At 52.7% G+C, this 19290-nt stretch carries 12 protein-coding genes; 5 read left to right on the plus strand and 7 right to left on the minus strand.

Going from position 1 to position 19290, the window contains the following annotated elements:
* Nucleotides 1–663, plus strand: coding sequence for a zf-HC2 domain-containing protein (locus tag B2R29_RS16365; RefSeq protein ID WP_301182041.1), 663 nt, complete (start codon nt 1–3; stop codon nt 661–663).
* Here B2R29_RS16365 and B2R29_RS16370 read toward each other — a convergent pair whose 3' ends face one another.
* Nucleotides 664–1638 (minus strand): DNA topoisomerase IB, encoded by a 975-nt coding sequence (locus B2R29_RS16370; protein ID WP_301182042.1) that lies wholly within the window; start codon nt 1636–1638, stop codon nt 664–666.
* Nucleotides 1639–1732: 94 nt separating this feature from the next.
* Here B2R29_RS16370 and B2R29_RS16375 point away from each other — a divergent pair, with 94 nt between their 5' ends.
* A complete protein-coding gene (locus B2R29_RS16375) occupies nt 1733–2644 on the plus strand; it encodes a hypothetical protein (protein WP_301182043.1) in 912 nt (303 codons plus the stop codon).
* Nucleotides 2645–3248: 604 nt separating this feature from the next.
* A complete protein-coding gene (locus B2R29_RS16380) occupies nt 3249–5141 on the plus strand; it encodes a hypothetical protein (RefSeq protein WP_301182044.1) in 1893 nt (630 codons plus the stop codon).
* A gap of 507 nt (nt 5142–5648) precedes the next feature.
* Here B2R29_RS16380 and B2R29_RS16385 read toward each other — a convergent pair.
* The 3 genes from B2R29_RS16385 to rep form a co-directional block, all read right to left on the minus strand.
* Entirely contained in the window at nt 5649–7733 is a 2085-nt protein-coding gene (locus B2R29_RS16385) for a methyl-accepting chemotaxis protein (protein ID WP_301182045.1), read from the minus strand.
* 44 nt (nt 7734–7777) lie between these two features.
* Nucleotides 7778–8971 carry an ABC transporter substrate-binding protein gene (locus tag B2R29_RS16390; RefSeq protein ID WP_301182046.1) on the minus strand — a complete coding sequence of 398 codons (1194 nt, stop codon included), beginning with the start codon at nt 8969–8971 and terminating at the stop codon, nt 7778–7780.
* A 209-nt stretch (nt 8972–9180) separates the two neighbouring features.
* A complete protein-coding gene (gene rep / locus B2R29_RS16395; RefSeq protein ID WP_297533696.1) occupies nt 9181–11199 on the minus strand; it encodes a DNA helicase Rep in 2019 nt (672 codons plus the stop codon).
* Between the two features lie 211 nt (nt 11200–11410).
* On the opposite strand from rep, the gene B2R29_RS16400 reads away from it, so the two are divergent.
* Complete coding sequence (locus B2R29_RS16400; protein WP_301182047.1) at nt 11411–13021, plus strand: EAL domain-containing protein; 1611 nt, start codon at nt 11411–11413, stop codon at nt 13019–13021.
* Nucleotides 13022–13051: 30 nt separating this feature from the next.
* Here the strand turns inward: B2R29_RS16400 and B2R29_RS16405 are convergent, their stop codons facing one another.
* The 3 genes from B2R29_RS16405 to B2R29_RS16415 all read right to left on the minus strand — a co-directional run bounded on the left by B2R29_RS16405 (nt 13052) and on the right by B2R29_RS16415 (nt 16243).
* Complete coding sequence (locus B2R29_RS16405) at nt 13052–13207, minus strand: hypothetical protein (RefSeq protein ID WP_301182048.1); 156 nt, start codon at nt 13205–13207, stop codon at nt 13052–13054.
* A 135-nt stretch (nt 13208–13342) separates the two neighbouring features.
* Nucleotides 13343–14671, minus strand: coding sequence for a DUF4397 domain-containing protein (locus B2R29_RS16410; protein WP_301182049.1), 1329 nt, complete (start codon nt 14669–14671; stop codon nt 13343–13345).
* A gap of 57 nt (nt 14672–14728) precedes the next feature.
* Nucleotides 14729–16243 (minus strand): YifB family Mg chelatase-like AAA ATPase, encoded by a 1515-nt coding sequence (locus B2R29_RS16415; protein WP_301182050.1) that lies wholly within the window; start codon nt 16241–16243, stop codon nt 14729–14731.
* A 204-nt stretch (nt 16244–16447) separates the two neighbouring features.
* Here B2R29_RS16415 and B2R29_RS16420 point away from each other — a divergent pair, with 204 nt between their 5' ends.
* A complete protein-coding gene (locus B2R29_RS16420) occupies nt 16448–19228 on the plus strand; it encodes a S8 family peptidase (RefSeq protein ID WP_301182051.1) in 2781 nt (926 codons plus the stop codon).
* Nucleotides 19229–19290: the final 62 nt, after the last annotated feature.

Here is a 19290-nt window from a genome sequence, read left to right on the forward strand (position 1 = left end):
ATGAAGAGCATCTCTGAAGAAACCTTATCTGCCTACATTGATGGTGAGCTTTCTGCAAACGAGCATCTTGCCGTAGAAAAGGCACTGGTTGATTCACCAGAACTGCGGGCCGAGCTGTACGCTCTTAAGTCAGCTGATGAGATAGCGCGGGCAGCATTCATCCCTGTCGATGAAGCCCCTATGCCCGCCGGTTTAGAAGCCTTAATAAGCGGCGAATCAGCAGAGCGAGCAGACAATGTCGTGCGGTTAACGACGCGCTCACAACAGCAGCCTCGACCGAAGGTTATGCGACCTGCCGCCATTGCTGCAAGTGTTGTTCTGTGTGCCGTACTAGTGTGGCAGACAGGCCTGGAGTCTCCTGCGCATCCTGCTCAACTGGCCGTCGCGCCGGCGCTCACTACAGAGCAATCCGGCTACGTCGAGCACGGGAACGATTGGCGCATGGAGATTGTCGCCACCCGCGAGACGACTAATGGTGATATCTGTCGGGATCTTATGCTACATACCCCAGAGCGCTCGACTGGATATAGCGCCTGCCTGCACTCTGGTGAGTGGCAATGGCAGCAGCATCAGTCCACTCCGGGCTACGTCACTGCCAGCGCGGACAAACCCGTAGGAGTAATGACAGCGGCAGAGGAAAAAGACTGGCTTGAGCGTCAGTGATCAATCCCGGGCCAGCAACGCCAGGGTTGCCTGTTCATCGGTGGACAGTAAGCCATCCGGCTGCTCACGGAGCTGCTTACGCAGATTCTGGATCGTTCTGCCTTGCTCATAAGCTTTGATGATCGCCGGGTGAATATAGCTCTCGCGGCAGATTGCCGGCGTATTCCCTAAACGCTCTGCGACATTTTTCACCGCCCGGACGACTTCCGATTTAGTGAGTTTCTCCTCGTCCTGAGGGCCAGCCTCGGCAAGCGCGACAGCCATTAGCAGAGTACCAGCCCAGGTGCGGAAATCCTTTGACGTAAAATCCTCACCCATGATCCGGCCAATATATTCATTCAGATCCGACGATGTAAATTTCTGACGCTCACCATCGGGTAAAGTCACGTCAAACAACTCGTAGCCGGTCATTTCCTCAAGTTCATAAAGAAGGTCACAGACGGCATCATCCTCAATTATCCGTCGCTGCTCCTGCCCGGATTTCCCCCGGTATTCAAAAATCACCGCATCACCCTCGATCGTCATGTGACGGTTTCTGAGGGTGGTCAGCCCATGGCTTTGATTCTTTTCGGTATAGCGTTGGCTTCCGGGTCTGAAGAACGCCTCGTCCATCATACGCACCATGCCAGCCAGTACTGCATCAGCATTTACTGGTCGCTGATTGATGTGTTGAGCCGTCACGCGGCGCATCGTTTCGAGCTGTTCGCCAAAGCGCAGTATCCGCTGGAACTTACGCTCCGCCGCTTCAGCCGCCCAATCAGGGTTGTAGATATATTGCTTTCGCCCTTGCACATCACGACCTGTCGCCAACACCTTTGCGTTTCTGTCGGTGTTTATTTCAACCTCTTGCCACGCAAGTGGTATGGCCAGAGACTTCACCCAACGTTTGAGGCTGGCATTACGAACCGTCTCGCCTGATTCATACTGAAATGTGAAGGTTTTTCCGTACGGTTTCCGATAAATACACGTCGCCATGAATGAGCCTTTCAGGGTTTATGGCATTGTATGCGCTCTTGCCTGAAAAGGGCACGCGAGTAACAATGCCTGAGACCAAACCGTGGAAAATCACATGTTAAAGATTACCAGCCTGACCTCGCTATTTATTTCCTCGCTATTTGTCAGCGCACTTGCTGTTGCCGAACAGTCAGACGCAGAAGACGCGATTCCAGAACCCGTTATCGTACTGACTGAGCTGACCGGCAACATCATCCTGAAAAATGGAGAGTTACCGGAAACATTGCTGCAGCTGCTGATTGAGAATGAGTCAAACGAAAGCTATTCCGGAACCCTCGGCTTTGCAGGCGCAGAAGCCCAGAAAATCACTGTTTCGTCGGGCGAATCGACAACTGTGTCACTGCCTACAACACCGCGCCATGCAGGCAAGGCCAATCGGATTCAGAAAGCAGAAGTTGATCTGTCACTGCTTCTTAATGATGCACCAGCACCCGCCATCAGTTCCGTCGATATTGATATCAAGATACCAGAGGCCGCTTTCCCGATTATTCGCTCAGAACCGCCGGCAATGGAAAAGTCAGCGGAGGATGAATTTCAGTACGAATATTACGCCCGGTCTCAGCAATTGCAGCCGATCAAGTTCACCTATAACCCCGGCCCGGTAAACCTTCAGGTTCGTAAAACCGTCTACCCCATTCCCATTGAGGCAGGACCAGTAGAGATCAGTATTGAAGTGGTCAATCATGGCTCTCAGACGACTGGCGAGCTGACGCTCCGGGATGCGCTCGACGACGAAGATTTCAGCGGCGCTGGCGATAACTTCACCCGCTTTGTAGCGGAAGACAGCACGGATTTAATTTGGGAACGAACGCTTGAACCGCTGTCACCCGGCGAGCGTCGCCGGATTAATTACACAGTGACTGCAAAATATGGGGTCGGCGATAAACAGCTGCCCGCAACGACGGTCATCATGGATGATGGGCTGACCGGGCTGAGCAATAAAGTCTGGCTGCCAAAATGGCATTAAACATTTCCTTTTCAGCGCCCGATCACGAAAATTCTCTAACGCCTTTGTTGTACGTAGCAGAGGCGTTACCCCATTGTTCTTTTTTGTAGCCGCACACCAGTTACTAAACTCTTGTCGTGTTAGACAAGTCACCGCCACAGGCTAAATCAGCTCAGCCTGCTTCACTGTACATACTTCCTCCCACACCGAGAATTTACGTATGTTCAGACAACTCATCCCAACAGGTGCTGCTCTTGCAGCGATTTTAATTGCCAGTGGCTGATCCAGTAGCAGCGGTAATTCTGACGACTCCGACAACAACGACGCCAGTGGTAATGCCTCCCTTGAAGGGAAAGCTGCAGATGGTTACCTGGCAGGTGCACGTGCCTGCCTGGACTTAAATAATAATGCGAGCTGCGACGATGGCGAACCGACGACTACGACAAGTGCGGGTGGTGGTTATACCCTCGAAGGCGTCACGCAGGAGCAGATCGCAAATTCACCTATCGTCGTTGAAATTATCGTCGGCGAAACCATCGATGAAGATAACCCTGGTGAAACCATTGATAAGACTTACACCCTGACAGCACCCGCTGGCTCGGCGTTTGTCAGCCCGCTGACAACTATGGTGCAGAACGAAATTAAAGAAAACGGACTAAGCCCCGATGAAGCGAAAGCCAGTATCCAGGCAAGGCTTGGGACGGAACTGGACCCGACTGAAGACTATGTCGCTGGCTCCGATGACGGTACCAGTGGAGAGGAATTTCAGCGGCTGCACAAAGTTGCACAGGTCACTCGTGCTGTGATGCAGAAAAACATTGAATTGGTGAATACGGTTGTCGACGAAACCGGCGTTTCTCAGGAAGACCTGACCGCCTTAATCGTAGAACAGGTGCTTGAGGCACTGGACGATATTCAACAAGCGATTGAAACGGCAGGAGATGGTTTCAACGCCGACGGTCTGGCCAGCTCTGACGAACTACAAGGCACCCGTCTCGATCCAAGCAAGGTGGAAGAACAACTCGAAGAGCGCCGCGACCGCAGAGCAGCCACCGCCGCAAATCTGGCTGCGTTGCTGACTGATGGCGACGGCCTCAACTTCTTCGAAGCGTTTGAAGAAGAAGGCGCGCTGATGTTCGGTTATGGTAACGTGCAGGCAGACGGAGAAGGCGTCATATCTATCACGCAGTATGGCTACGATACGCTGGGCGGAAGCTGGTCAGCCATGTCAGACGAGGGAAATCAGCAACAGGATTGCCTGCTGGGTAATGGTGACTGGCGTTGTTTTGCTCAGGATAACGAGACTATTTCTACCGATGCCAATAACGTACGCATTCTACGCGGCGGTCTGAGCTTCGCTGAAGAAATCATTTCCGGCGAGCAGATCAACCTTCAGGACAAACGCATTGCTGCCTACCTTGAGCATGAATATCAGGCAGTCATTGACCCGGCAGCAACCTTCGACAGCTCCGCTCTGGGCTACCTGCTGACCTTCACACGCAGTCAGGATACGTATGAGCTGTACAAAGACAATGTAGAGTCAGTCGGCGACTGCTGGGATGGAGAGGTTATCGAGGGTAATACCTGGTCTCCGACCGATACCTGGTGCAACAACGTCTTCGTTCATACCGGAGATGGCAACCATGAAACCGATGGCGATGCAGCAACGTCTCTCTCGCAGCTGATCAGTGCAACCGCCGCAAGTAACCCACAGTATCGTGCCGACCTGGGAGGCATTGATCTGTATGGCGATGGCAATCAACACGTTGTAGAGCTGGTTTCTGGTGGCACAGCGAATCTGTATCGCCTCGAGCGAAGCAGTATGGGCGAATCGGAAAGCCTTATAGCTGCAGGCTCAACAAGCTGGCGCCTGTCGACGGTGGAAACAAAAGAAGTGCTGGTCATCGATCTACCAGCGGATATCGCACTGCGCAGTGATTACGATCGTGGCGCGAAGCCTCTCCTTGCCGTCGTTGATGGCTATGTCCGTTCGGGCGAGATGATGCCAGCCGGAGGCCGTAGCGATAAGCAGTGGGTATTCAACGGAAACGCACGGGAGCAGATCAAAACAGCGTTCGACTACACCTTGCTTGAAGCGCTCGCCGCCTGTGACATTGCTGAGAATGAAGACTCATCCTTCGCCGACTTCGATACCGCAGCGACAAACTGCAGTGCGGTATCTTTCACCTCAGGGGACATCGCGGGTAAATCGTTCTTCTTCGGGGACGGCGCCTTCAGCTTTACCCAGGACGGTAATGGTCTCTATCAAGGTGAAATCAATGACGGAGATTTTGTTTCTCTCGGCTTCACCTGGACCATCAATGGCGACGGTTACCTGATTCTTAATACCCAGCACACAGATGACGGTGTCACTCAGTACTTGCGAATGAACCTTGCCAAGGTTGAAGCGAACGCTCGACAGATCAGCGTCGTCAGTTTCGGTCAGGAATCTGAAGACAACAACGCACTGAGTAGTTCAACCGGTGAGGTCAATGGTGAGGTGTGGGATGTCCGCTAGACGCTAGCTGACACCTTGACCTACGGATAGCCCCAGCAACGCTGGGGCTTTTTTTATGTCTGCTCAGCTATTCCTAACAGCCTTCTTCATCGCCTTCTCTATCGCCTTCTTTACGGACGGAAGTCTTCTACCGTCAGTGATCTACCCGACCTCAGGCCTTTGCTCTCCGTATTTTTGTGTGCCCTTTTATTATCTGACAGCTGAAGCCTCTGTAACGCCACCAGCAACAGACCACCGAGATACGCTGTAGCGAATTGCTGTGCCCGGTGCTGCCTGCACTCGCGTCGCAAACCAGCAATGCAATCTCTGAATACAGTCTTTCAATACGCTAAAAAAGATCGTCGATTACAACCAGGAGGCCTTCGGCAAGCTCAGGTCACTCAGAGAGAAAAACGAAGGTACAAAGAAATTAAAATAGAGAGAAATTAAGATAGAGGGAAATGTGCACAAAAAAACCAGAGCCGCCGAATGCAGGTCTGGTTTTTATGCAACTGAGTTACAGGGCTATTAATAACGGAATTGTTTCAACGTCGTCTGTAATGATGCCGCGAGCTCAGAGAGGCGGTCAGCTGACGCCCGCGTTTCATCGGCAATAGATAGTGTTTCCGTACCGATCGCATTGATCTGTTCAACACTGCCTGTCGCTTCGCATACCGCCGTATTCTGCGTCGCCGCGCCAGAAGATATCTGTTCATTCAGCTCAAGAATGGTCTTAACAGCATCAGTGATCTGCCCCAGCGATGAAGCAACCTGCTGGGATTGAGCCACACTCTCCTGCACCTGATCCCGACCGTCCGTCATAATATTCATGACCTGAACCGCATCTTTATTCAGCGTATCAAGAATGCCCCCAATCTCTGCGGCTGACGCTTGCGTTCTGCCTGCGAGCATCCGTACTTCGTCTGCTACTACCGCAAAACCACGGCCCTGTTCGCCCGCGCGCGCGGCCTCAATCGCAGCATTTAATGCAAGCAGGTTGGTCTGTTCAGTGATCTCACTGATGACAGTCAGTACACCAATGACATTTCGGCTGGTTTCGGCGAGGCGCTCCATGGAAGCCACACCGGACTCTATCTTTTCAGCGAGTCGCGACACACTTTCCGCCGACATATTCACTTGCCGCTGGCCTTCACTGGCTTGCTCGCAGGCGATCTTGGCTGAATCAAGCGCATGATTAGCCGACCCCGCAGTATCTGCAAATGAATGAGAAAGTTCTTCCATAACGGTCGCCACTTGCCCGGTTTCGTTCGCCTGACGCTGAATCGCATCACGACTCCGCTGAGCAATCGTAGTGGTGCCACTCACAGAACCTCCCAGCTGATCTGCGACTTCACCTACGGCTTTTACCGTTATATGTAAGCGATCTATAAAGCGATTAAAGTGAGAGGACAGAACGACAGCTTCTTTAACTCCGGTCACATTAAGGCGGCGGGTAAGATCGCCTTCACCAGAGGCAATATCATTCAGCGCTCCGGCGACCTGATCCAGTGGTCGCGTAATAAATCGGGTAATCACTAGCGCAAGTACCAGCAGAACAACGAGAACCACAATACTGGTGATCACGCTGGCTGTCGTGATACCACTGATGCTGCTGTCAGCTGCGAGTAGTTTTTCCTGGGTATCCAGTCTGACTTGTTCAGTGCGCTGTGACGAAAGCTCTGCAACTTCAGCAATCAATGCCATCATATGAGTACTTAGTGCTTTCAGCTCAGAGCTCATACTGATGTGATTTTCGCGCAGACGACGAAGCGAATCGTCACTCGAAAACAGAAGGCTGGATACGGCTTCTTTTTGAGACTTGAGCGCTGCTACTAACTCAGCGAGGGCCTGCGTCCCTTCCGTTGCGACGGTGAGTGAATCTAATGAGTTATCTATCCGTTTAAACAGCGGCACAGCGACATTTTTTTCAAGACTAATCAGACCAGGCAGATCATTAATGGTCTGCATCTGAAAGGAAACAGACCCAAGACGAGCAGCACCTTCTGAGAGCTCCACTGATGTCGTAGCCACCGTCTCACCGTTTCCTTGAATAAAGGCAAACAAGTCTCCAGCCATTCCTTCCCAGTCGCCTTCAAAGGTATCTTCCACGCGACCGAATTGTTTTTTTAGTGCACGCTTCTCGCGCTTTACCATCAACGAACTTTTGCCTTTCAGAGAACCCGAGTCGCGTTGCATCGCAAAAATCTGTTTCTCAATCTCTGCAACCTTGTCGGCCATCAGGGTTTCATTAGTTAGGAGGGCCCCCTTCGTTTTATGCAGTTGGCTTTCGGTATCTTTAAGCTCGACGATGAGCTGGCGAAGCTCAGGCCAGGCCACCTCGCCCTCATCCATACCCAGCGCTGCATCCTGCGCCAGGGCGTCGGTCGAGTCCGCCGTTACGACACTCAGCGCTTGTGCCAGTATCTCTGAGTTCAGCTGCTGCTGGTCAACCAATGCAAGTGACTGCTCAGTTTCATCGGTCATGTTTTCACCGACCCCTGTCGCCACCTGACCCAACCAGAATGTCATGGCCGATACGATGACAACAGACACCAACGCAATGGCTGACAAGGCAGTCAGCAACTGACGAATCGACAGACTCAAACGTGTCATAGGTTACCCCGTTCCAAATAAATGAGTGTCACTAGAGCTGAGTATCACTTGAGCTGCGACCACTCCAGCGACTCATACTTGCCATTACGGATGATCGTTGGCCACACCTCATGACTCGCCTGGTGCTTATCTTTTGCGAACGACACGGGCACGCCGATGCCGACATCAAGATCAGACAACCCTTCAATGCCATCAATCACTGACTCCCGGTCGGTCGCGGCTGCGTTCTTCAGGCCCTCAACGAAAATCTTGGCTGCCAGGTAACCCTCAAGGGAAACGAAGTCTGGTTCAGCGCCTTCACCATGAGCGGCGAGATCTTTGCGGTATTGGGCAACGCCCGGAAGGTCTGATGCGTAATGCGGGACTACCTGGGTGACGATCACGCCTTCGGCATCTCCCCCAAGTGCTTTTAACAGCGGCAGGCTGCCAACAAAGGAAACGTTCGCATAGACGACATCGTCCAGGTCAAGCTTGGCCTGACGGATAAATTCAGCGCATGGGGCGTAAGCGCCTACCATGATGATGGCTTTCGGCTCGGTATCAGCGTCGAGAATGGTACCCAGCGCGCCTTCCACATTGGTGGTATTGCGGGCATAGCGACCGTGGGCGAGGCTGTCAGTATCATTGAAACCACGGGCTTTCAGGGCTGCTACTGCACCGTTATAGCCAGCATCACCGTAGCCGTCGTTCTGGGTAAAAAAGGCAATTTCTTCGGGTTTGATACCCGCACCAAGAAGGCCGTCAACCATCGCGGCGGTTTCTTCTGCATAGCTTGCGCGATAGTTAATGACGTAGCGATCAGGTGGAGACTTGCGCAGAACCCCAGCGCCGGTATAGGCACCAAAGAGCAGGGTCTTTTTCTCATTCGCGATGGGAACAGTCACGATGGCTGTGGGAGTGCCGACATTCCCCATCACAGCAACGACGCCTTTTTCATCAATAAGCGTGTTCATATTTGGCGCCGCCCGGTCCGGCTCGTAGCCATCATCCAGCGCGACTAACTCTACGTTGTGACCGTTCACACCACCCGCGGCATTCACACTCGCAAAGTAGCTTTCAATACCCGTTTTAACGCCATTTCCCAGCGCCGATGCAGGGCCAGTGAGCGCCGCCGACATACCAACTTTTATAGTTTCTGCGACCGCGAGTGAGGATGTTGCCGCAACGGCAGAAGCAAACAACATGCGAACAACAATTCTACGCAAGCGGCGTAGGCTTCGTAATGGACGCACTTTCATAATCTGACTCCAGACGTTTTGATGGGCTATCCATTGAGTATAGAGAGCAATCCGGAATCATCGCTGCGATCAAGCATTCTTAGCAGGCCAACACGACTTTCCTGTCTTTAATGCCTGATATTCATTGCCGCCCTGCAAGCAACACTGAACAAAAAAGCCCCGGGAGTGACTCCGGGGCTTCTTCGTTTTGCATCGGGCAAAAGGAACTGTCAGAACAGATTCATCAGGCTATCCAGCGTATCCTGGCCTCGTTTCTTAGACTCTTCCGGGGACGTTTCTGATTTCCCTTCCCACTCAATGTCGTCGGCAGGCAGTTCATCAAGAAAACGGGAATGCGTGGTGTCCGTTGCCTCTCCGTATTGTCTTCGTTTGCCGGCATAGGTAAGGGTCAGGGTGCGTTTAGCGCGAGTAATCCCTACGTACATCAGGCGGCGCTCTTCCTCGATCGTATCCGCTTCAATGCTGTTGCGGTGAGGCATCAGCTCTTCTTCCATGCCCATGATGTATACGTGAGGGAACTCCAGGCCCTTCGACGCATGCAACGTCATCAGCTGTACCTGATCATTTTCATCTTCTTCGCTCTGTTGCTCGAGCATGTCGCGCAGAATAAGCTTACCCACCGCATCTTCGATGGTACATTCATCGCCCAGCTCATCAGCCTTATCGATCATTTTCTGGATCTGATCAACCAGGAAGTAGACGTTTTTCATGCGCCGCTCAGCCTGATGCGGTGTTCCGGAATTCTGGTGCAGGTAGCTTTCATAATCGATGTCATCGATCATTTCTTTGATCGCCGCCACCGGATCATCGGTATAGGCATTGCGAGTAATCCGCTCCAGCCAATGTCCAAAGCGACGCAGGCGATCAAGAGCTTTCGGCATCAGTGCCTGTTCAAGCCCCATTTCGGTCGTCGCCGCGATCATACTGATATTGCGCATGGCAGCGTATTCGCTGAGTTTCTCAATCGTACTTGGCCCGATTTCACGTCGAGGAGTATTCACAACGCGCAGAAACGCGGCATCGTCTGTTGGGTTAATCAGCAAGCGCAGATACGCCATGATGTCTTTAATTTCATTGCGTCCGAAGAAGGACTGACCTCCGCTCAACTTATACGGCACCTGATACGCCTGGAGCTTCATCTCTATCATGCGTGACTGATGATTCCCCCGGTAGAGCACCGCAAAATCACGATAAGTGCCGCCGTAACGGAGGCGGCGCTCGACAATCTCGGTCGCAATACGCTCGGACTCGACTTCGTCGTTCTTGCACTTAAGGATTTTAATCGGGTCGCCGTACCCCTGGTCTGACCAGAGTTTCTTCTCAAATTCGTGCGGGTTGTTATCAATAACGATGTTTGCCGCGTTCAGAATCAGGCCCGTTGAGCGGTAATTCTGCTCCAGCTTGATGAGCTTCAGCGACGGGAAGTCTTTTTTCAGCAACGACAGGTTTTCTGGCCGTGCACCACGCCAGGCATAGATCGACTGGTCGTCATCCCCTACCACGGTCAGGCCATTCCGGTGCCCTACCAGCAGCTTGACCAGCTCATACTGCGACGTATTGGTGTCCTGATACTCATCCACCAGCAAGTAGCGAATCTTTTTCTGCCAACGGGTCAGAACCTCGGGGTTATCTCTGAATAAGATAGTGGGCACCATAATCAGATCGTCGAAATCGACCGCGTTATACGCTTTCAGCATGCGCTGATAAACGCTGTACGTCTGGGCCACTAATACTTCCTGAGGACTGGCGGCTTTGTTGATCGCCTGCTCAGGAGTGATCAGATCATTCTTGAGGTTGGATATTTCGTTCTGAACCATATCCAGCATATCGCCGTCGTCACCGTGCTCCCGGTGCATCACGTCGCGAAGAATACCTTTGCAGTCATCCTGATCGAGGATAGAAAAACCTGATTTATAACCTGTGGTAGCCAGTTCCTGACGGATAATACCCAGCCCGAGGTTATGGAAAGTCGAGACGGTAAGCCCACGAGCACCACCGCGGCCGGTAAGCTGCATTACCCGCTCTTTCATCTCTTTCGCGGCTTTATTGGTAAAGGTTACCGCCGCAATATGGTGCGATTTGATGCCACAGGCGTCGATCAGATAAGCGATCTTACGGGTGATCACACTGGTCTTGCCCGAACCCGCACCCGCGAGCACCAGCAAGGGGCCATCAATGTACTTGGCGGCTTCTCGTTGACGGGGATTGAGCTGACTTAAATCGACCACGGACATACCTCTGAAACAGGCCGCTGATTCTACCAGTATTTACCGCAAAGGAGACACCACTGCCGACAAGGGAAGAAACAAAGTCAGGGGTGAAAATAACGTGCCAATCGAGGCACATTTCCGGCCATTCATTCGCGAAGCCCTGCTCTCTCTTCTATATGTCATAGAGCGGATTAATTTTGGGGTACACCGTTTCAGGATGAGCCAGAGAATGGACACCGAGCAACCGATGCTGCTGGCGCTGGGCACTGACAGCCCAATGCCTGATTTTCTGACAGACTGGCTGTGTCAGGAGTCAGCGCAGCAGAAAAACGTGATTCGTACAGGCATGCTGGATGCGTTTATTCCCATCCCGAACGGTCATATGGTCGTGATTACCGTGCCCCATGGTGATCCGGAGCAACGCGATCGGGTTCAGGAGGTGACTCTTCAGGTGCCGACGCTACTGATCGGATTCGCAGACGAACGGGCCTTCTACCCTGATGCCTGCGTCTGGATCGACGCAGATCACCTCACACCTCACGCACTCAAACACGGATTGACTGAGCTCAGAGCCTGCGTTGCTGGTCAGCTCCGTCCATTACTGGCGCGCCAGAACTGGATGCTGCAGTGTCGCAGCCTTCTGGAACGCAATTCTGACCTGATGCTGCAGCTCGTGAGCTGTCGCTGGCGGCCTGCTGCCTCCGGCGATAGCGCTGAAATCCGCTTTGACACCCAGCAATCGTTTGAACATCAACTGCGGGCAAGCGCTCCCGCCGATGCACTAATAGGGAAGCTCCTGGACGATCAGTTTGTGATTGTCAGCCAGAATAAAAAGCATCTTTCAGAAAAGTGGGTCCGCTCTCACGATGATGATACAAGCTTTCTGTGGACGGCTTTTTTGAGTACCCCGGTACCACTTCACTCATACGATGAACTGGGAGAAGCGTTGCAGCACTGTGTTCGCGAGATTGAGCGCAGCCGCATGATGTGCAGCAGAATCGGGGGGCGCTCGCTGACAGCGGACGAATCTGTGGTCGTTAAAGACCTGATACGCGCTCTGCGAAATAAAGAATTTTACCTCGAATTCCAGCCACAATTTGATAGTCACACAGCGACGATTGTTGGCGCAGAAGCCCTGCTACGCTGGCTACATCCAGAGCTGGGTATGGTGCCGCCTACGGCATTTATACGGGATGCCGAAATGGCCGGCTTGATCCGCACCCTGGGAAGCTGGGCCCTGCGTGAAACCCTGCGCGTCTGGCATATACTCAACGACCGTGGCATCAATATCCGGATGGCGGTGAATGTTTCTTTTCCCGAGGTAGCTGACCCTGATTATGCCGACAAGGTTCTTGACCTGTTGGATGAAACCGGTGTCCCCGCTGCCAGCCTCGAACTGGAGCTCACCGAAACCGCGATGATGCTGGACGCCAGCGTATCTTTGAATAACCTGAACCGCTTAAAGCTGGCAGGAGTCCGCATTGTTCTAGACGATTTTGGTACTGGCTTCTCGTCGCTTTCTCACCTCAGCGACCTGCCAATTACCGGCATCAAACTTGACCGGGCATTTGTGACGCCACTGAACCACGACGACGAAAACTCAGCGCAACGGCATATAGTCGCAACCATGCTGGATCTTTCTAAACGCCTGAAACTGGAAACAACGGCAGAAGGGATTGAAGACCAGAGCTGCCTTGAAGTGATCCATTCACTGGGCTGTGATCGTGTGCAGGGCTACTTTTACGCTCAACCTATGTCCGTCGACAAGCTCATTGAACGCGCCTGCGTTCAGGAGTCCGTTCTGGTCGACTACGCATCCGGGCAACAAAGCCTCTTCTGAAAACATCGACCAGCCAGACGCAAACAGAATTTACTGTTGAGGCGTGTCTTCCGGTGGCGGCGGCACGTCTTTAGGGCCAAAAAATGCCTCACCGTCAAAGGGGCTTGGCGTACTCACATGGTAGTACGACATCGCGCCCACAAAGGCGCCGATAACCAACAGAAATATGACCAGCTGCTTATTCACTGAGATCTCCATAGTTGCTCAGTCTGTAATATCAGTCTGGCACGTCACCGGTGTTTCGCAAGAAGCTTCATTGATACAAAACAGCCAACATAAAAAAACGGGGCCAAGGCCCCGTTCATTCTTTCGCTGCAGATATCAATCTGCGCGCTTTTCAGTTGGTAACTTAAGGGCCACAGGGCTCGTCTTACCTATAATGACTATTGACTCGACATCTCCCGCAGCAACGGTCTGATTAGTAAGCCCCGGCACAACAGCAGGTCCAGCTTTTCCCGAACCTGAGTTAACGATGCGAATGTCGTATGTATCAGGCGCAAGAGTAATGTAATCAGTGTCATCGCCTTGGCTCACTCCAGTGGTTTCGTACGCTTCCTGGCTACTGTCAGCAGACTCATAAATATAAACATCCGCTGAATTCACATCAGTGGCGACTGATGCATTGACCAAACGGATATCCGCGGAGTCAGCCTGCGATGCCTCGCGCTGATCAGTCAGGAAGATACGTATAGCACTGGTAAAATCGTCATTACTGCCACTCGCAACCAGTGTGTAGGATTCCCCTCTCTCAAGCTCAAGCGATGTTGATAACCCAGATGGAGCATCTGCTAAAGCGGCGTCTGCAGCGGTAATACTGATTGGCAAAGAGCCCGCGGGGAATACAAGATAACCGGAATCTCTGGTGTAACTCATACCTTCTAACGGAGCATACAACTCACCTTCAACATAGACATCAATATCCTGATTATCAATGGCATGAACAATACGCAGTTCGCTGGTGTTATCACGAACAGCAGTCGCTGAAGGACCAGACCACACCAGCAGAGAAACCGGAGAGCGTCCTTTATCGCTATTCACTGCTACAACAATCGCGTCATCCGTAACACCTACTGAGCCTGAATCATAAATAACGTCCGAAGATCCATCCGCAGTTACCCGAATCTGATAAGAGCCATCTTCAACACCTTCTATAATTTGATTAGTCAGATAAGAAAGTGCATCCACCTGAGGCGTCGCGCCGAGATCAGCATCCGGTTCAGAGACGTATACATCAACATCAGTAGATTCGGCGGCTGGCGCAGCGTGCAGCACACGCAGATCAATGTCTCCGTCGGTGACTACATCGGTTTCATCAAGAACCGTAATATCCAACGCACTGGCCTGATTCACTGCAACCGCCGCGTAGTATGCGTTTGAATTCAGACTCGCTGCGTATGAAGCGGCGACCGTGTCCGTGCCTGCAAGGCGCAGTTCGATATTCGCATTACCATCGGATAACTTGAGATAACCAGTACCATCCTGAAAAGCCACGTCACTGAGCTGAAGTTCACCATTGACGTAGACATCGACGGCTTCGGCATCAGGTGATGCATGTAAAATACGTACGTATGCATCGCCATCGTCATCAGCACCACAGGCAGCGAGACCAGCAATGCTGGCGGCAATCGTCAGTTTTTTGAGCAGGCTCATAGGTTTCTCCGGATAATTATTATTCTTCAACCTGAGCACTATACCAAACAACCTGTGTCAGGCCATCCGATAACGGTCAAGAGCCCGAAAACCAATCGCTTCCATCAAATGTTGGCGCTGAATGCTATCCGATTCGGTAAGGTCTGCCAGAGTGCGCGCAACAGTGAGCAGACGGTGGTACGAACGCGCCGACAGGTTCAGACGCGCAATAGTATCCAGCAACCAGAGCTGATCAGTTTCTAGTAGCCGACACACATCGTCCCGTTGTTGCCCCGACAAACGGGCATTCGCGCACCCCTGCCTGCGTATCTGGCGCTCCCGCGCAGCCATCACGCGATCACGTACCGCAGTACTCGGCTCCGAAGGTGGCGCCTGCTGCAACAGAGCTGGAGACACAGGCGGAACATCGACATGAAGATCAATCCGATCAAGAAGCGGCCCCGATGTCTGCCCCTGATAACGACGGATCTGATCCGGCGTACACTGACAGCGCCCGGACGGATCGCCATAGTAACCACAGGGGCAGGGATTCATTGCAGCTATTAACTGGAAACTGGCGGGATAGGTGACAGAGCGATTGGCACGGCTGATGACGATTTCGCCACTCTCCAAAGGCTCCCTCAGCACATCGAGCACTTTGCGGCTGTATTCGGGCAGTTCATCGAGAAACAGTACGCCACCATGGGCCAATGAAATTTCACCGGGCTTGGGGTTCCCTCCACCACCAACGAGCGCAACACCAGAAGAGGTATGGTGAGGAGCACGGAAGGGCCTCTGCCCCCAGCGACTTTGCCAGTCGCCACTGTGGTGGCTGATGGACGCAACAGAAGCTGCAACCAGGGCTTCATCATTACTCATCGGTGGCAGAATTCCGGGCAGACGAGACGCAAGCATAGTTTTTCCGGTACCCGGTGGCCCGATGAACAACAAGTTATGTTGTCCTGCCGCGGCGATTTCTAACGCGCGCCGGGCACCGATCTGGCCTTTCACCTCAGAAAGATCGTTCGTCAGACGAGAAGTACGCACAGGTACATCCTCCGCGGTAACTTCCGCCAACGGCTGATTATTGTGCAGCCAGTTACAGACTTCAGAGAGCGAACCTGCGTGCAGGATGCTGCCCTCATGGCAGAGAGCAGCTTCGCCAATATTCCCGGTCGGGACGACCAGTGTCTTTCCTGCATGCGCAGCGCGCAACGCCGTCGGCAGGATACCCGTCACCGGGCGTAACTCGCCCGACAAGGTTAACTCGCCGACAAATTCATAGTCAGTCAGCTTCTCTTTCGGTATCTGCTCAGAAGAGGCAAGAATTCCCAACGCAATCGCTAAATCATAACGTCCACCTTCTTTGGGAAGGTCTGCTGGCGCAAGATTGATCGTGATGCGCTTTGCCGGAAACTCATAGTGACTGTTGAGAATCGCACTGCGTACCCGATCTTTAGACTCTTTGACCGCCGTCTCGGGTAAGCCAACCAGACTTAAAGACGGCAGACCACCAGAAAGGTGCACCTCCGCCTGAACCAAAGGCGACTCAATGCCCACCTGAGCACGGGTATAAACTGTAGAAAGTGACATCGGGCCTCCTTGCCGCTGTGTCCAGCTAGACTATAGAAGTACCCAGGTAACGACCATACGAAGAAAGACTGACACCTTTACTGCCAGTCACGTATCCTTTGCATCTGAAGTCCCGGCTGCGCCGTATTGAAGCAATAGAACCAACGAAGATGCACACACAAAGAGAAGAATTAGACTCTGAGTGTGGTTTGTAAGGAACGTACTGTGAACCGGCACTATCTGATATGTATTACGCTGAGCCTTATCCTGACTGGGTGTGGAAGCAGTGATAGCAACGAAGACGATGAGACTATGACCCCTGACGTTTCGATAGATAATGAGTGCGACTCACGCAAAACCAGTTCAACCGTCGCCGGCCTTGCCGCGACCTTGCTGAGCACAGCTATCCTGACTGGCTGTTCAGATGGAGACTCAGGTTCAGGACACACCGTTAGTGGCACATTATTTACAGCTGGGCAGACGGTCATCGACTACGACATCAATGACATCTACAGCGGCTCTCTGACCAACGACGATCCATTCAATGGCCAACCCTTGCCAAACGTGGTCACAGTACAAGGATTTGCTTCGAACACGCCGACCAATGCCGTGGCAGCGGGCGATGCGGAGTTTGAACGCTTCGCTAACGTAGCAGATGAAAGTGACTACTTTGCTGTGTCATTGCAGGGAGGTCAGCGCGTGGTGTTAAACGTCGTGGATTACTACGGCAACAATAATCCCGACAGCGCGTACGCGGGTGATCTGGATATGTATCTGTATCCAAACTCTGGTGGCGATCCAATCCGCAGCTCGCAATCTGAAACTAACCGGGAAGAGTTTTCTGTCCCCACAGATGGCGACTATATTCTGGAGGTGTTTGCCTACAGCGGCATCTCCAAGTATGTACTGCAAATTTTACCGACCAGCAATAGCATTTTACCTGTCACTTCAAACGCCAGAACTCATAGGCAATCGTTTAAATCTGGCGAAGCAATCGTACAGTGGAAAGACAGTGCGGATACTGCCGCGACCTCAGCCTTATCAGTCAGAGGCCATCGGGTAGAAGCGACCAGTACCGCGAAAGATCGTCCGGTCAAACTGAAACTTGATAGAGCGGCATCCGTTCAACGCCTGTCGGCCAGCAACGGGCAGGATCTGAGCGTATTCACTGCTGGCCGGGATACCCTGACTACCATCAAAGCACTGAACCAGCGTGACGACGTCGAGTACGCCGAGCCTAACTACATTAGATACGCTACCGCGACTCCTAACGACAGTCTTTATCGCTCACCATTTAACTATACTGATATACGCCTGCCGCAAGCCTGGGATCTGACCACCGGTTCATCCTCCGTGATCGTTGCCGTGATCGATAGCGGGGTATTCCTCAACCATGACGACCTGGCCGGCAAACTTGTATCAGGCTACGACTTTATCAGCGACCCTTCTGTCAGTCGCGATGGTGACGGCATTGACTCAAATCCGGATGACCCTGGAGACAAAACACAACTTTCCGCAAGTTCATGGCACGGAACACACGTAACAGGTACAGTCGCTGCAGCTACCAATAACCAAAAGGGAGTTGCTGGCGCTGGCTGGAATACACGAGTTATGCCTCTGCGTGTGTTAGGCCTCAATGGCGAAGGCTCGACCTACGACGTACTTCAGGCGGTTCGCTATGCAGCGCGGCTGAGCAATGACAGCGGTACTCTGCCATCGTCCCGTGCCGACATCATCAACCTGAGCTTAGGCTCCAGCTTCCGTAGCTCTGCGGAGCAGGATGCATTCACTGCGGCCCGTAATGCCGGGGTCATCATTGTGGCAGCAGCAGGTAACAGTTCAACGAATGAGCTTTTCTATCCAGCGTCCTACGACGGCGTTATTTCGGTCAGTGCCGCGGCCCCAGACAGAACACTCGCGGACTATTCAAATTTCGGTACGCGCATCGACGTCAGCGCTCACGGAGGAGTTCGATCAGACTTTGATGGTGACGGCCAGTCCGATAGTATTTTAAGTACTTTTGTAGATACAACCGATGGTACTCGGAAAAGCGGTTATGCCCTTTTAAACGGAACCTCGATGGCAACGCCACACGTGGCCGGAGTACTGGCTTTGATGAAAGCCGTTGATCCTACACTGACCCCAGCCGAAGTAGACTCCCTTCTGAGCAGTGGCAGCATCACCGACGACATCGGTGCCGCTGGCCGTGACGATCAATTCGGGCACGGGCTTATTAATGCACTGAAAGCAGTGCAGGAAGCCAATAACCTGGCCGGTGGCGGCAGCGTTCCGCAGGTTCCTGTTCTGGAGAGCGATCCAGATAAGCTCCAGTTCGACTCGGGCTCTTCGCTCACACTGACATTGGACAACGTCAATAGTGAAGCCGCTGACCCTGCGATCGCGACTGACGTCAGCGAAGACTGGTTGAGTATCAGCCCGAGTAATGTCGACAGCAATGGCTTCGGCGAATACCGGGTGACCATTGACCGCACTGACCTCGTCGATGGCATCTATGAGGGTCTGATTCGTTTTACACCGGATACTGGCAACAGTCTGGATGTAACAGTCACCATGCGGGTCGGTGACATCGTCGCCATTACAGATTCAGCGCCGCAGTATGTCCTGCTGGAGGACTCTGAAACCGCCGAAATCGTCGCAGAAACGTTGGTAAATCCAGATGGCAGCTACGCGGTTACCGACGTTCCCGCAGGGAGTTATCGAATCATCGCGGGCTCAGACATTGATGTAGACCTCTTTATTTGTCAGAACGGCGAAACCTGTGGCGGCTATCCGGACTCTGTCACTGAAGAAGTTGTCGAGGTTGACGGAGACGTGACCGACATTGACTTCGTTGTCAGCCTGATCAGTGGCATTGATGTCAGTGATGATGGTGGACTTGGGATTCTGCGTGCTAACCCGTCAACAGGCCATGAAGAACCTGAGCCAGCTGATAGCAGCACGAAAGACGAAAGCGACAACAAGCCTGTGCGCTCAGTAAGTCGTTAACCCATACTCCCTTCCGCTCAATCAATAAGGGCCGCAAATGCGGCCCTTTCTGTATTCATCAT

It is taken from the genome of Thalassolituus sp. UBA3500, from assembly GCF_002377545.1.
GTDB lineage: Bacteria > Pseudomonadota > Gammaproteobacteria > Pseudomonadales > Oceanobacteraceae > Thalassolituus.

Bases quoted from the DNA above. Each gene is read 5' to 3' on its own strand.
- B2R29_RS16365 (WP_301182041.1), top strand. From the start codon at position 1: ATGAAGAGCATCTCTGAAGAAACCTTATCTGCCTACATTGATGGTGAG.
- B2R29_RS16370 (WP_301182042.1), bottom strand. From the start codon at position 1,638: ATGGCGACGTGTATTTATCGGAAACCGTACGGAAAAACCTTCACATTT.
- B2R29_RS16375 (WP_301182043.1), top strand. From the start codon at position 1,733: ATGTTAAAGATTACCAGCCTGACCTCGCTATTTATTTCCTCGCTATTT.
- B2R29_RS16380 (WP_301182044.1), top strand. From the start codon at position 3,249: ATGGTGCAGAACGAAATTAAAGAAAACGGACTAAGCCCCGATGAAGCG.
- B2R29_RS16385 (WP_301182045.1), bottom strand. From the start codon at position 7,733: ATGACACGTTTGAGTCTGTCGATTCGTCAGTTGCTGACTGCCTTGTCA.
- B2R29_RS16390 (WP_301182046.1), bottom strand. From the start codon at position 8,971: ATGAAAGTGCGTCCATTACGAAGCCTACGCCGCTTGCGTAGAATTGTT.
- B2R29_RS16400 (WP_301182047.1), top strand. From the start codon at position 11,411: ATGGACACCGAGCAACCGATGCTGCTGGCGCTGGGCACTGACAGCCCA.
- B2R29_RS16410 (WP_301182049.1), bottom strand. From the start codon at position 14,671: ATGAGCCTGCTCAAAAAACTGACGATTGCCGCCAGCATTGCTGGTCTC.
- B2R29_RS16415 (WP_301182050.1), bottom strand. From the start codon at position 16,243: ATGTCACTTTCTACAGTTTATACCCGTGCTCAGGTGGGCATTGAGTCG.